The sequence below is a fragment of the Microcoleus sp. K4-B3 genome (assembly GCF_036704615.1).
Classification (GTDB): Bacteria; Cyanobacteriota; Cyanobacteriia; order Cyanobacteriales; family Microcoleaceae; genus Microcoleus.
In genome coordinates, this window is the sequence record NZ_JAUBSF010000035.1 from 1 (window position 1) to 14991 (window position 14991).

11 protein-coding genes are annotated in these 14991 nt (G+C 46.8%); 5 read left to right on the forward strand and 6 right to left on the reverse strand.

What is annotated here, in order from left to right; translation table 11 throughout:
* Positions 1-87: 87 nt before the first annotated feature.
* The 3 genes from QUA78_RS32895 to QUA78_RS16385 all read right to left on the reverse strand — a co-directional run bounded on the left by QUA78_RS32895 (position 88) and on the right by QUA78_RS16385 (position 1988).
* Positions 88-249 (reverse strand): glutathione S-transferase C-terminal domain-containing protein, encoded by a 162-nt coding sequence (locus QUA78_RS32895; RefSeq protein ID WP_445302451.1) that lies wholly within the window; start codon positions 247-249, stop codon positions 88-90.
* 51 nt (positions 250-300) lie between these two features.
* Positions 301-741: a hypothetical protein gene (locus QUA78_RS16380; protein WP_333398905.1), complete on the reverse strand. Its 441-nt coding sequence runs from the start codon at positions 739-741 to the stop codon at positions 301-303.
* 218 nt (positions 742-959) lie between these two features.
* Entirely contained in the window at positions 960-1988 is a 1029-nt protein-coding gene (locus QUA78_RS16385) for an isochorismatase (protein ID WP_333305614.1), read from the reverse strand.
* A gap of 100 nt (positions 1989-2088) precedes the next feature.
* On the opposite strand from QUA78_RS16385, the gene QUA78_RS16390 reads away from it, so the two are divergent.
* Together QUA78_RS16390 and QUA78_RS16395 are read left to right on the forward strand one after the other, a co-directional pair.
* Positions 2089-2820 carry a TVP38/TMEM64 family protein gene (locus QUA78_RS16390; RefSeq protein WP_333305612.1) on the forward strand — a complete coding sequence of 244 codons (732 nt, stop codon included), beginning with the start codon at positions 2089-2091 and terminating at the stop codon, positions 2818-2820.
* Positions 2821-2836: 16 nt separating this feature from the next.
* On the forward strand, positions 2837-4372 hold the full coding sequence (locus QUA78_RS16395) for a mercuric reductase (RefSeq protein WP_333305610.1): 1536 nt from the start codon (positions 2837-2839) through the stop codon (positions 4370-4372).
* A 324-nt stretch (positions 4373-4696) separates the two neighbouring features.
* On the opposite strand, the gene QUA78_RS16400 is transcribed toward QUA78_RS16395, so the two are convergent.
* The 3 genes from QUA78_RS16400 to QUA78_RS16410 form a co-directional block, all read right to left on the reverse strand.
* Positions 4697-5080 carry a hypothetical protein gene (locus tag QUA78_RS16400; RefSeq protein WP_333305608.1) on the reverse strand — a complete coding sequence of 128 codons (384 nt, stop codon included), beginning with the start codon at positions 5078-5080 and terminating at the stop codon, positions 4697-4699.
* Between the two features lie 107 nt (positions 5081-5187).
* Positions 5188-7281: a mechanosensitive ion channel domain-containing protein gene (locus QUA78_RS16405; protein WP_333305606.1), complete on the reverse strand. Its 2094-nt coding sequence runs from the start codon at positions 7279-7281 to the stop codon at positions 5188-5190.
* 182 nt (positions 7282-7463) lie between these two features.
* Positions 7464-9548 (reverse strand): histidine phosphatase family protein, encoded by a 2085-nt coding sequence (locus tag QUA78_RS16410; protein ID WP_333305604.1) that lies wholly within the window; start codon positions 9546-9548, stop codon positions 7464-7466.
* A 1352-nt stretch (positions 9549-10900) separates the two neighbouring features.
* On the opposite strand from QUA78_RS16410, the gene QUA78_RS16415 reads away from it, so the two are divergent.
* The 3 genes from QUA78_RS16415 to QUA78_RS16425 all read left to right on the forward strand — a co-directional run bounded on the left by QUA78_RS16415 (position 10901) and on the right by QUA78_RS16425 (position 14924).
* Positions 10901-13378, forward strand: coding sequence for an ATP-dependent Clp protease ATP-binding subunit (locus QUA78_RS16415; RefSeq protein ID WP_333398906.1), 2478 nt, complete (start codon positions 10901-10903; stop codon positions 13376-13378).
* A 397-nt stretch (positions 13379-13775) separates the two neighbouring features.
* A complete protein-coding gene (gene lepB / locus QUA78_RS16420; RefSeq protein ID WP_333398907.1) occupies positions 13776-14369 on the forward strand; it encodes a signal peptidase I in 594 nt (197 codons plus the stop codon).
* 231 nt (positions 14370-14600) lie between these two features.
* Positions 14601-14924, forward strand: a complete 324-nt coding sequence (locus QUA78_RS16425; RefSeq protein ID WP_006632589.1) for a DUF1825 family protein — start codon at positions 14601-14603, stop codon at positions 14922-14924.
* Positions 14925-14991 lie beyond the last annotated feature (67 nt).

Below are 14991 nucleotides of genomic sequence, written 5' to 3' on the forward strand. Positions count from 1 at the left end.
ACTTGAACGGGTTAATTGGAAATCAGAGACAAGCTGCCTGAGTATAATTACTCACTACAAAAGTGACATACTCCCGATCGCACCTTCCTAGCGTGGTTGCATGAAATTACCAATGTAACCGCCGGCAGTTGCATCTAATGTGGCGCGTCGATCTCCCATAATAAACCGTTTATTTGCCAGAAAGTCCGAGAGGATTTGGAAATCAGCGCCGATAATCTGACTGATTTCTTCATGACTATAACAACCGATGTCCTACATTTTCCTTCTATATTTTTACGGCAGATCGCAGCTTAGTCACCCTCACCGTTTTTGACAATTGGGAACAGTTGAACCGCTCTTTTTAGGCTCAGACAGCTTGACTTCCCATCCATTTGAATTCCACCAATTAACTCGCTGATTCGGCTGAATCCAGAAGTTTAGTTTCGCGATTTTGCCATCCTCAAATCTGAGTGTGGGAAAGGTAGGATAACTGGTATCATCGGTTTCGCGATAAGTGCGTCCCATGTAATTTATGCAGGTCGTTAATCCCTCAGCAATTCCCAATTCTTCCACTCCAGTTCCCTTCAATTTCGCATCATCGTAGCTGAAAGAACCGTTGAATGAATTGCCGGCTAACCTACCTTTGGTAACAGTGACGGTGAAATCGTAGGTGACGGGAACTGCGTAGGCTTGGGTTGCAGTTATAACTGTGCTCAGAAGAGTCGTGGCCATAGCCACCGATAGTTTTGAAATTGCTTGCACACTCGTATCCCGAAAAAAAACAAGACTATTAATTTCGCTTTCAATCATCGGGAAACTCCTTAACTACGCTTCTATCGTAAGTGATTTACCGGATATGATATCATAAGTAATGAGTTAAATGCGATCGCAGCAGACTGCCAAGGCAACAAAACTTACCACCTATAGTTAATAATGTATACTTTTTTGGTACTGCAAACCCCCACAGAAAACGCTCGTCTTTAATCGCCCAGAATTAACTGAGTAGATTTAACCACATTCATTCCCGCCGCAGCAAATCTTTGAAAAGCTGCATCTGCTTGTTCCGTAAAATCAACAACACCCCGAACAACCACAGGCGAAGTGCAATCTTCCAGCAAATAAACCTTCTTTGCCAAATTCGGATCTCGCCCTAAAATTTCAGTCAGCAAATCATCAATCGTCCAAGCCACGCAGTGACTTTTCGCTTGTCCCGCAATAATTACCGCATCAAAACCTAGCAACTTATCAATAAAAGAAGCATTTTTTTGAGCAATAGAACTGCCATCCGGCCCGTCTAATACTTCCGGCCGCAAAACCGAATAGTTTTCAGTTAAGGGATTGCCGCCTTTAATCTCAAAAAGTGCTTGGCTGTTGCGGGCGATGCTGTGAAAAAATATTGCTTCTTCCACCGCGGAAACCAGGGCGTGTCCGACGCCGCCCAGCATTGAGTGATAGGGCCAAATTGTCAGGGGATATTTGCCCTCGTCGCTGAGTTTCTGCACGTAGTGGAGTGCGTGTTTTTGCAGTGCCGAATAGTTACCGTTGGCGATGCTGTGGGCGACGGCGGGATTGACTTTCCAGATGCCTTGCTGCACGTCTTCTAAAGTAATTGATGTGGCGGCTGGGAGGGGGTGTTCGCCTGCTTCATTTATCCAAAAGATTGGATGAAAAATTTGCATGGCGGTGTGGGTGTCCATTGTCGGCGCAATGGTTGTAATTGCATTTAAATTGCTGTAGATAAATTCGCACAGCCGCAGGTTGTCATCGACAGCACCGCTACCGGAACGCCCGCCCACAAATAGTTCAAATTCGGGCAAGCAAAAGGTATTTTGGGCGTCGATTATCAGCAAACAAATGCGATTTTTGTCGTTGGCGGCGGGCTGGATGCTGTATTTTTTCGCCCATTCTTTAGCTTCAGCGGCGCGTTCTTGGTAGGGAACTCGCCAGAGTTGGCCTACTTTTTTGGTGTCGAAATAGTCGGGGGTTGGGAGTTGGGTTTTTGCTGTCATGGCTGATTTATTTTGGGGTGAGTTATCGGATTTGAGAGTTTAGATTTTAGATTTGAGATTGAAGAGTAGTATAATGCTGAGAGCTATTTGCGGGTGAGTCATGCCAATCAAACAAATTCAAGATTTTGCTAGGGTAAGTTTTAAACGAATATTATTGCTTTTTTCCCTCGCAACTTTATTTGGTATCTTAATTCTAGCAACTAGGTCTTTTTATGTTCAAGAATTTTTAAGAAATGTCTTAATACAGATCGAGCATTTAGGTGCTTGGGGCCCAGTAGCTTTTATTGTCACCTACAACCTAGCTACTGTACTATTTATACCGGGTTCGGTGCTGACTCTGGGAGGCGGGGTGATTTTTGGTCTGTGGTGGGGCTCGGTTTACGTGTTTGTCGCGGCAAGTTTAGGTGCTACGTTTGCTTTTCTGATCGGGCGATACTTGTCGCGCGATCGCATGATAAAATCTATGCAAGCTTATCCCAAGTTTAAAGCTCTCGATCGCGCAGTTTCTAAACAAGGATTTAAAATAGTCTTTTTGACCCGCCTCTGTCCTTTATTTCCTTTCAATTTATTGAATTACGCTCTGGGAATTACTCAGGTTTCTTTAAAAGATTACGTGTTAGGTTCCTCTGGCATGATACCGGGAACTGTTATGTACGTTTACTCAGGCTCTTTGGTGGGAAATATTGCTGCGATATGTACGGTAAATCAGCCTGCAAATCCGCAATCAGAAGCTGCAAGATGGTTGATTAATGTCATCAGTTTTACGGCGGCTGTAGCGGTCACTTTCTCGCTCTCTCGTATTGCTCGCAAGGCTTTAGATGAAATTATTTAATTAGGAGAAATTGCTAATGTCGCAATCAAAAGTCGATCGCGTAACAGTCCCCCCGATGGACGAACACAACCAAAAATTAGTCTCCTATTTGCATCCGCCAGATTGGGTAAATCCGCAGCCCGCTAGCAGTTATAATTTAGTAGTAATTGGCGCCGGGCCCGCCGGATTAATTGTGGCTGCGGGTGCCGCAGGTTTGGGCGCGAAAGTTGCTTTAATTGAAAAACATTTAATGGGCGGCGACTGTTTGAATGTCGGTTGCGTGCCGTCAAAAGCTTTAATTCGATCGTCGCGCACTGTCGGCGATATCTGGAATGCCAGTAAGTTTGGCGTTCATGTTTCTGACAGTGTAGAAGTAGATTTTGCTGCTGTGATGGAACGGATGCGCCGCATCAGGGCGGGAATCAGCGATGTTGATTCTGTTCAACGCTACCAGCACAAATTAGGAGTGGATGTTTTCTTAGGTTCAGGTCGTTTTACTAGCAATTCTACCATAGAAGTTGCAGGTCAAACTCTCCGCTTTAAAAAAGCAGTAATTGCTACAGGTGCCAGGGCGCTACAACCGCAAATTCCCGGTTTACAAGAAGCTGGATATCTGACAAATGAAACTGTGTTTAACCTGACAGAAAGACCTCAGCGTTTGGCAGTAATTGGCGCAGGGCCGATCGGCTGCGAATTGGCTCAAGCCTTTCGGCGACTGGGTTCGGAAGTTTTATTGCTGCACAAAAATGCTCAGATTTTAGACAAAGAAGATGCGGATGCTGCTAAAATCGTGCAGCAGGCTTTTGTACGCGAAGAAATTAAACTAATACTAGAATCCCACATAGAGCGCGTTGAGAAAACAAATGCAGGCAAAGTAATTTATTATAAATCTCAAGATAAGGAAGCATCGGTAACAGTAGATGAAATTATTGTGAGTACAGGGCGATCGCCCAACGTGGAAGGATTGAATTTGGAGGCGGTCGGCGTTGAATACGATACACAAACTGGCGTATTTGTCAACGACAACTTGCAAACTACTAATCCCCGCATTTATGCTGCCGGCGATATTTGCATGAAACATAAATTTACTCACGCTGCTGATTTTGCCGCGAGGATGGTGATTCAAAACACTCTATTTTTCGGGCGCAAAAAGCTCAGCGCTTTGACGATACCTTGGTGTACTTATACTGACCCGGAAATTGCGCGCGTCGGAATCGGCGAACACGAGGCTCAGGAAAAAGGAATTGATGTCGATACATTTTTAATTCCTTTCAGTCAAGTCGATCGGGCAATTATTGACGGTGAAGACGAGGGCTTTGTGAAAATTTACGTCAAGAAAGGCAGCGATAAAATATTAGGTGCAACTATTGTAGCGCGACACGCTGGAGATACGATCGGCGAAATTACTTTAGCAATGGTTAACAATATTGGTTTGGGAAAGATTGCTAGCACAATTCACCCGTATCCCACGCAAGCTGACGCGATTCGGAAAGCCGGGGATGCTTACAATCGCACTCGTTTGACTCCGCTTGTCAAGAATTTGTTTAATAAATGGCTGGCTTGGACGCGATAGATTGAACTGTATCGAATCAACCTTATTTCGTCTCACCCGCCCCTACAGAATGTGCTGTCATCACCAGATAAAATTGGTGTAAAACAATGAACCGTAGGGGTGTGTTCACCAACCATCTATAGTGAACATGAATAATCTCGTCTCGCCCGCCCCCACCCGATCGCAAATACAAATCTACCCTTAATTTATTGGATAAATCTTGATGTAAAATCGGGCTGGCGGGTCTATCAGATTGTTTGATTCGTGTTCGAGATTTCGGCGAACCCGTCCCTAGGCGGATTGCGGTTTTCGACATTCCCATTTACGTTTTTGTACATTGATTGACTAATCAATTAAATGCAATCTATCCTCATAACCCCGCATTATCTTCTGTAAGATGTGCCTTAACCTTTCAAAGTCAGCATCTTCTAAGGAGAAAGTAATTGCAACCTCATCATATTCTGGAATAGTTATTGTATCGGAACCGAAACGAACAGTAAATTGATTGCGACTAAGAGTAACCCAATCGACACCTACATCTTCTGCCCAATCTCCATCGTCCAGCTCTGCATAGATATTTTTTCTGTTAGGAAGAGGAACCATCTCTTCTTCACACTCTTCTTCTCGTGTCAGGAGGAAATAATGTTCGCCCCCTTCCGCTTCAGAAAAACCCACATACAAATTGGCTTCAATAGCATCAAAGCTAGGAGCGAAAAATTCATGTTTCATAAAACATTCTACCTTTCAGTATCCCTTGCTGAAACGTTAAAAAATCGTTGAACCAAAGAGTCCGTCAGGAGCGATCGCATTCATCAATTTGTAGGGCTTTCCGAAACCTAGCCTACCCCCCGATGCACAGAGGTTTCCGAAACGAAATCGGGAGTGTTGCCATTACTATTATCTGGTTCTCCTACATCCATACTTTTGGGGATAGCAGCAAGTTGGATACCCTCTTTGTAGAACCGTTCCCGAATCATGCGGATCGCGTCTGAATGGACTGTCCAAAAATCCTCTTTTTTCACCCACCCATCGGCCTTCACACTGATGTAATAATCTTCAATGCTCCACACTTGAGTGCTGGGGGCTGGAACTGCTAAAACTTTGGGATGCGATTTGAGAATTTCTACGAGCAATTGCTCCACTTTACCCAAGTCTTCGTCAAAGCCAATCCGCAAGGAGTGTGTAAATTTGCGAGTTTGAGCGTGACTCAGGTTTTCGATAGTGTCGCCCCAAACCGTGTTGTTGGGAACGTTAAACATCTGACCGTCAAGGCCTTTGATTTTCGTGTTAGCTAAGGTGATGGACTCTACCCATCCCCAAAGTTCGCCGAGTTTGATTTCGTCACCGACATCAAAGGGCTTGTAGGCCATAATCATCAAGCCGCTGGCAATGTTACCCAGGTTGCTTTGCAGGGCGAAGGCCAAAATGAAACTCAAACCCCCAACCAGGGCTAAAACTGGACCGAGGCTGACTTCCAGCGCTGTCAGAGCCACTAGAAACCCGACTACAACCCCGCCGCGCTTGACAAGCATCACGATAAATTGGCGCATGATTCTCGATGTGCCGCCGAATAGCTGCATCAGTCGGTAGAGGATCGCGCCGAGGATTTGAGAGACAATGATGGAGACAATCACAATCCCGACGAACTTCCCTGTATTGCCCACCCAGCGCAGGCCACCTTCTTCAGCTTTTGCCCAAGCCAGAAGCCGCACGCCCAAACCTTGGGTATCTTTGGTATCTACGTCGATACTCATAACTGCTTGAGTGTACTGGCGGTAGGGCTTGGGATCGCCACCTTTTTTCTCCAGTTCTTCTAAGATGGCGTTAAAGCGATCGTCGATCGCCGTTAGCTGCGACTGGAGTTCGGTAACAGTGACTACGAGTTGGTTCTTTGCTGCAGAATCCGCATCGGTACTCTTTTGCAAATTTTCGGTCGTTGTTTTGAGTTCCTGTTGTTTTTGTTGGAGGTTCTGTTGGTTGTTGACGACTCCCGGCTCCCCAGCAACTTTCTCTTCCCCGTGGTTTTTAATTTCGGTGTTTGCAACGGCGGCTGTGGCGTTGTCTCGCTCTTGGGACGATTGGTCTGTTGCAGTACCCCCAATATCTTTGAGCTGTTGTTTGAGGGCTTCGTGTGCTTTTTCGAGCTGCTGGGTGGCTTGCTCGTATTCCGGTGAATCGGGCTTTGCACCTTTTTGAGCTTCTTGGGCGGACTCGAACGCTTTGATGGCTGCTTCTAGTTTTTCGATCGTTTTGGTCGCCTCGGAAGAAGCTAGAGATCCCGCAACGGCCTTATCTCGATCGGCCTTTACTCGATCGAGAGTTTGTTTGGCTGTTTCTAGATCGCCCGTTTTTTTAGCTTTTTCCAGCGTCTTATTGGATGTCTCGTCTTGTTTTAATTCGGCTTTGGTTGTTTTCGATTGCTCGACTGCTGACTGGGCTTTTTTGAGGCTTTCTTTGGCTTCTTCTACCTTTTTCGTTCCTTCTAGATATTGCGGCGAACCAGGGGCAGCACCTTTTTGAGCTTGCTCCGCTGCTTCGAGGGCTTTTTTGGCTTTTTCTAGGGCATCAGTGCCTTCTTGTTGTTGGCTGATGGCTTGATTCTGGCGCTTGATGGTAACTTCAGCTTCGCTGATTTCGTGGGCTTTTTGTTGGAGTACAAGCATCCACGCTGCTGTCTCGTCTCGGAGTTCTTCGAGAGTGAGCGGCTTCAGGAGGAGTTTGAGTTCATCGACGGGAATATTAATATCTTTGGTAGTTGTTGCTGCTTTGGGGTCTGCTGGTTTCTCTGGTTGAACTTGTTCCACCTTTGGAGTGTTGGCATCTTTAGCGGGCTCTTGTTCTTGCTCCTGCGATCGCACTGGAGTCGTCCATACCACGGCAACACAAACGACTGCTGTCAGGATAATTGCTCGAATTTTATAACGTGACATTTGCTATATTCTCCCGATTTTGATATCTAACAAGTTCATTCCAGAACTAGGTTTTTAAATAGAATAATGGAGGAACAGTAGAGACAAGTAATCTATAAGTTGCTCCTCTATTGAACTTGGAAGTAACAGAAATTTTATAAATTCTGTTACTTCCATTAATATCAACTCTGGGCGATCGCCACTTATGCTCCAACTGGGGAGGCAGTAGCAGATACGACGTTCAGGTTAGCAACTAACCCATAGGTTGATATGTACTCTTCTAACTCTGCTAAATCAACACTGCCATTTTTATCGGAGTCAAGAGTATTAAAAAGATAATCAGTGATGTAACTTCTGACTTCTTCAGAGCTACGTTCGCCGGTTGTCATATCTTCGATGAGCCCTAACAACTCCATAATCTCAGTTCGTTCTAGCGACTTACTTCCATCCGTATCCAATTGCAGGAACAGCTTTTTGATATCTGCTGTTGCCACTCTCGAAGAACGCAGTGTTTCTCTCAGTATGTCATTGCCAAATGAATTCATGAACAATATCTGTTCGATGAGTGGTATGCAGAAGAACCCCAGCGCTGCCCAAAAAATTGCATATTTTACGGCTTCTGGATTTGCAGTTGCGCTAACTCCGATAAAAAGAGCCGCCCAAAGGAAAAAGTTGGGATTCACAAGCAGGATATAAGCATCCCGAGCTTCTGCCTTGCTTAGCTTGCCCTTTGTCACTATTGAGGTTAATGTAGCTACTGCGCGCATCGAGACAAATACCAAAGTTGCAATTGCCAATTGTTGCAGACAAGCTAGCGATCGCGCTGTATCCGTTGAGGAAAATATATCGCTGAGGAATGTTGCCGGAGTAAACTGAAACCCGGTTGCCAAAGCCATGAATGCGACAGCCAGCACTCCGATAAATTTCCAGTTTTTACTGTGGTGGTTTGATTCTACAGGAGATTTGTCCCGCCAAAACTGGGCGATCGCACCCGGTATTGCCAGACCTAGAATTAGAATGACACCGAAAAAGATCAGGCTGTCAACGTTAATGGGTAAATTGGCAACCTTCAATGTAGCCAGAAGCGCCAGTGGAGCAACGATTGATAGGGTTCTTGACAAGAGAGCCGACGGATAAAGATTGCCGCCCCAAAGCACGGATAAAACTGGGGAAGTCAGGGCTGGTGGAACCATCCAAAACAGCACCCACAAAACTTTGTACAAATCAGCTTCGCTCTGATACAAAAGTCCAGAAAATATTAAGAATAGCCCAACTACCCATCGCACTGCCATCCACCCGTAAACTAGATACTTCACAGTAGAGGTTACTTTGCGTTTACTCGCGGCAAAGTCGATGTCCAGGTAAGTATAAAACGTTGAGGCCGCAAGACACGCAACGACGATCGCTCGAAATAGCGCTGACGGAATCCCTCCTGCTGCGCCGCTGATTGCCCCTACCAAACTTCCCAGCAAAAAGGCGGCGGCATAGATCAAAATCGCCCACATAATTGAAAGATCGTTGATCTCTTTACGCAGGGAAGCAGCACCGCCCGATTCCTTGTCCCGAAACTTGACGAGATCCACACCGCTGAGAGCTTTACCGTTGGGGAGTTTCAGGTGTTTATAAGCTGTCGGCGGTAGACCGCTTAAATAAAGTGCTAGAGGCTCCAACACATATTGGTGGCACACTACTAGAACTGTTTCACCGCGTTCTAAGTGCGGTACAATTTTGTCTTCGTAGAAACGGGCAGCGCGAGAATAAACTTGGGCAATCTTTTCGCCAGCCGGGGGTGCTTCGTTATGTGAATGCAACATTTCCTCGAATCCTTCGTAGCCTAGGGCTAGACGCAGCAAATTTAGGTTGCGCCCCGCAAAAATGCCAAAGGATTTTTCGCTAATTCGATGGTCTATCTCAACGGGGGTATCGGGGAACTTTAGTGCCTGACTTTCAGCAAGGGCGATTTCACAGGTTTGCCTAGCGCGTCTCATGTGGGAGACATATACTGCGTCAAACTTTGTACCTTTTTTCTTCAGGTCAACACCTGCACGGCGCGCCTGCAACCTGCCAAATGATGTGAGGTCAACATCCAGAACTCCGGCAAAAATGTTGCGTTCGTTACTGGTACTTTCACCGTGCCGAATAAAGTAGACACGTCCTAGCTCTTCTGCATTGAATTCTTTTGGTGAATCGGCAGAAGTAGCTGTGGTTACATCGTGGGATTTACCTGTAACTTCGATCGATCCATTGTCGCTACTTTCTACCGGATCATCTAAGTTTCTAGTGTTCATGATTTACTTTCACTACGCCTTAAACATGATTTAGATTGTCTAACGTTGAACTTTCAGACTTTCAACTCAAACGAGTTAACGACCAAAAGCACTCTACCACGCAACCACGGTCATAGACCGTGCCGGTCATAATACTTTGCACGATCGAAGACCGTGCTTTTTGTCCAGCCAAATTTCTGGTAAAATCACCCGAAGTAAAAAAAATCCAAGTAGTCCACTTTCTCGCGGTTTACCAGAAAAAAGAGAGCTATGCTAAAGATTAAATGTACTCGGGTTGATATCAAAGTTTTTCATGATTACAATAGTGCGGGCTGTTTTGAATTCCTAGTCTGAAACCCGTGATTTTCGGTTGAGCGATCGTCGTGCGATCGTTAGCGCCACCCTCCTAATGTTGACCCTGCATCCCTTCTTCTACAGCGGGTTATCAAAAACTGTCGGATGTGTTGCGAGCGGCGATTTCCTGAAAGCCCATCCCCGCGTGCGACTGAATACTATATCTTTTCTCGTACTCACCACACTTAAATTTGATAGAAAGCTTGTAAAAGTTTGTCAAAAAAAAGTGTTTCTCCTCGAAGTATTACGCAGATTTTTTGGGGTTTACAACAGCAAAATCCGACTCGATCGCGACCAATCCTAGGACTCATAAACAAGATTTAGTTTCTCTTGTGACTTTAAAGTTTGAGAGATTTAACTCAGAGCGGTTAACGACAAAAAACACTTTGCTGCGAAAGCACTTTCTTTGACCGTGCTGATTATAGTCTGACTTTAACCCTCGGAGTGTAGCAATACTAACTAATTGATGCAGGACTTACGCACAACTGACAATATGAAGAACACCCAAATCTTCAAAGGATCTGAGACAAAATTTAAGATAAAAAAAGCCCAGCTCGCTCTTTCCCTCGCAAACCAAAAGATTCTTGAGATGGACAGCAGCTTAAGAGCGAGTTTAGGGGATCGATCGCCCATCTAACCAATAACTTTTGTGAAAAACCCGCCCGACACTTCGATAAATATCAATTTTGCACCTGCATGAGAGCCAAAAAGATTATGCTAGAATCCATCAATACGTAGTCGTAGGTTGGGCACAGGCCGAGAAGAGCAATCTTCTTGCAGTCTAGGGGAGGTTGTAGGTCAGCCACCATTTGGGTCTTCCCAGTTGAAAGCCATCCTGCAACGGCAGCCTAGAATCTGCAACCGCTTTTCCAGTGCGGCAGAGCGGTTGGGAGTGTCACGCTAGAATAAGCAGTACGAGTAGGGACACGGCAATGCCCTGTCCCTACGAGAACACAAACGCTCGTTGTGCGAGCGTGACCTCGAAACGGGCACATAGCAGCAGGTGATGGGAATAAATCATGTTTGAACGCTTCACAGAAAAAGCAATAAAAGTAATCATGTTGGCCCAGGAAGAAGCTCGCCGCCTGGGTCACAACTTCGTAGGGACAGAACAGATCCTCCTGGGTCTGATCGGTGAAGGAACCGGGGTGGCAGCTAAAGTCCTCAAATCAATGGGTGTAAATCTCAAAGACGCTCGGATTGAGGTCGAAAAAATCATCGGCCGCGGTTCCGGCTTCGTAGCAGTCGAAATTCCGTTCACTCCCCGCGCCAAGCGGGTTCTAGAACTATCCCTAGAAGAAGCTCGCCAACTCGGACACAATTATATAGGTACCGAACACCTGCTGCTGGGCCTGATCCGCGAAGGTGAAGGAGTAGCGGCCAGAGTCTTAGAAAACCTGGGAGTAGACTTGTCGAAAGTCCGCACCCAAGTCATTCGGATGCTGGGAGAAACCGCAGAAGTCGCAGCCACTGGCGGAGGTGCCCGCACCAAAACCCCAACCCTCGATGAATTCGGTGCCAACCTCACTCAAATGGCGGTCGATGGCAAACTAGACCCAGTAGTCGGACGCCAAAAAGAAATCGAACGGGTAATTCAAATCCTCGGTCGCCGCACCAAAAATAACCCGGTGCTCATCGGCGAACCCGGAGTTGGTAAAACGGCGATCGCCGAAGGTCTGGCCCAGCGCATCGCTAACAACGACATCCCAGATATCCTCGAAGAAAAGCGCGTCGTCACTCTCGACATCGGCCTGCTCGTCGCCGGTACCAAATACCGGGGCGAATTTGAAGAGCGCCTCAAAAAAATCATGGACGAAATCCGCACAGCGGGTAACGTGATTTTGGTGATTGACGAAGTGCACACTTTGATCGGTGCAGGTGCGGCTGAAGGCGCGATCGACGCAGCGAACATCCTCAAGCCAGCCTTGGCAAGAGGCGAGCTCCAGTGTATCGGCGCTACCACCCTTGACGAGTACCGCAAGCACATCGAGCGCGACGCAGCCTTAGAGCGGCGCTTCCAGCCCGTCATGGTCGGCGAACCTACCGTTGACGAGACGATCGAGATTCTCTTCGGCTTGCGGGAACGCTACGAACAGCACCACAAGCTGAAAATTTTGGACACGGCCCTGGAAGCTGCAGCCAAACTCTCACACCGTTACATCTCCGATCGCTTCCTCCCAGACAAAGCAATTGACTTGGTAGACGAAGCTGGTTCGAGAGTTCGCCTGATCAACTCCCAACTGCCCCCCGCAGCCAAAGAACTTGACAAAGAACTGCGCCAAGTCCTCAAAGATAAAGACGAAGCGGTGCGTTCTCAAGACTTTGACAAAGCCGGCGAATTGCGCGATCGGGAAATGACGATCAAAGCCGAAATTCGCGCTATTTCCCAAGCCAAAAAAACCGACTCGGCCCGCACCGGCGAAACCGACCCATCGCCAGTAGTCACCGAAGAAGACATTGCTCAAATCGTGGCAAGCTGGACGGGCGTCCCGGTCAACAAACTGACCGAATCCGAATCCGAAAAGCTGATGCACATGGAAGATACCTTGCACCAGCGCTTGATCGGTCAGGAAGAAGCAGTGAAAGCCGTTTCCCGCGCCATCCGCCGCGCTCGCGTCGGCTTGAAAAATCCCAATCGCCCGATCGCCAGTTTCATCTTCTCCGGGCCCACCGGCGTCGGCAAAACCGAACTCACCAAAGCCCTAGCCGGCTACTTCTTCGGTTCAGAAGACGCGATGATTCGGCTGGATATGTCGGAGTACATGGAACGGCACACCGTCTCCAAACTCATCGGTTCCCCTCCGGGCTACGTCGGCTACAACGAAGGCGGCCAACTCACAGAAGCAGTCCGCCGCCGTCCTTACACCGTCGTGCTGTTCGACGAAATCGAAAAAGCCCACCCCGATGTCTTCAATATGCTCCTGCAAATATTGGAAGACGGCCGCTTAACAGATGCCAAAGGTCGCACCGTGGACTTCAAAAACACGCTGCTGATTATGACCTCAAACATCGGTTCTAAGGTGATTGAAAAAGGCGGCGGCGGCCTCGGCTTCGAGTTCACTGAAAACCAAACCGATGCCAATTACAACCGCATTCGCTCCTTGGTTAACGAAGAACTCAAAAACTACTTCCGCCCCGAATTCCTCAACCGACTTGACGAAATTATCGTCTTCCGCCAGTTGAACCGGGAAGAAGTCAAGGAAATCGCCGTCATTATGCTCAAAGAAGTCTTCGGCCGCTTGACAGAACAGGGCATCACCCTGGAAGTGACCGAAAAATTCAAAGAACGGCTGGTAGAAGAAGGCTACAACCCCAGCTACGGAGCCAGACCCCTGCGCCGCGCCATCATGCGGTTGTTGGAAGACAGTTTGGCTGAGGAAATCCTTTCTGGCCGCATCAAAGACGGCGACACCGCTGTTGTGGATGTGGGCGAGGACGGAATTGTTAAGGTGCTGCAAGGTCAAAAGCGGGAATTGCTGCCCCAAGGCGCTGAGTAAGATTGAGTAAGTGCGATCGCAAGTAAAGTTGGGAAACAACCAATCTCGCAGTCGCAAACAACTCAAAATCCTCACATAAAAAAGGTAGAGAATTTAAATTCTCTGCCTTTTTTATGAGTTAATATCAAGAGGAGACTTATTGCATAAATCTTTGATTGATAGGGAAACCGCAGATGCAACGCAGATGCCTTTCAAGATAGTTTGCAAAGGCATGTACTTCAAGTCTAGTAATTAACAGCGACATACTTCAACGGTAAGCTGTACTGCATTTAAATTGTATATTTTGGGCGGGTTCGCGTGGCCAGCCCGCTCATGGTTTGATTATTTCTTGAGATGCAATTTAAATGCTGATGAGCTTAATCAGATAATTAGTGGCAACTATATAGCGAGGACTTTCATGACATCTGAAAAAAATAATTTGGGTACAAAAGTAGCAGAAAATCCGCCGGAAACCTGGTGGCAGAAAGCGTGGAAGTCGCAGCGAGAAAATCTTCAGATAGTGATTATTGCTTTGAGTTTAGCAATAGTGATTCGAGCGTTGGTCGCCGAACCGCGCTACATACCCTCAGATTCTATGGTACCAACTCTGCACGTGGGCGATCGCGTCGTAGTCGAAAAAATCTCTTACTACCTCGAACCTCCAAAAACTGGCGACATCGTAGTATTTGCCCCTCCCGAAAAGTTGCAAGAACAAGGCTTTACCCAAGACCAAGCATTCATCAAGCGGATAATTGGCTTACCGGGTCAAACCGTCGCTGTTAAAAAAGGTTTAGTTTATCTCAACGACAAACCCATCGTTGAAAAATATATTGCCGAACCTCCTAAATACCAGTGGGGGCCTTATCGCGTCCCAGAAAATGAATACTTTGTGATGGGAGACAACCGCAACAACAGCAACGACTCCAGCAGGTGGGGATTTTTACCTAAGCAAAATATCATCGGCCGCGCTGTAGTGCGGTTTTGGCCTCTAGAACGCATCGGGGAAGTTTGAAGTCAGTTGACTGTTGACTGTTGACAGTTGACTGTTGACAGTTGACAGTTGACTGTTGTCATCGCAAGCCCGATGCCCGATGCCCGATGCCTCTCCTGTACGGAAATTTCTACTTATTCTTGCGCCTTAAGGGGTAGGGACTTCCCCCGGCAACTGATAAAATAGTACAAAAAGCAGTGGGATTTCTCGCCTCGATCGAAATTAGTTAAATATTAAAAAATTAGGAAAGCTATGGGATTTTTTGATTCAGAAATTGTTCAGCAAGAAGCCAAGCTGTTGTTTGAAGACTATCAATCTCTCATCAAACTAGGCGGCAATTACGGCAAATTCGATCGCGAAGGCAAGAAAATGTTCATCGCTCAGATGGAATCAATGATGGAGCGCTACCGTATTTTTATGAAGCGCTTCGAGCTGTCTGAGGACTTCATGGCTCAGATGACTGTTGAGCAGTTAAAAACACAGCTCAATCAATTTGGCATCACGCCCCAGCAGATGTTTGAGCAAATGAACTCAACGCTGGAGCGGATGAAATCTGAGCTGGAAAAACAATCCTAGTGAGCAGAAGGAAGAAGGAAGAAGGAAGAAGGAAGAAGGAAGAAGGAAGAAAAAGAAAGTATTCCCA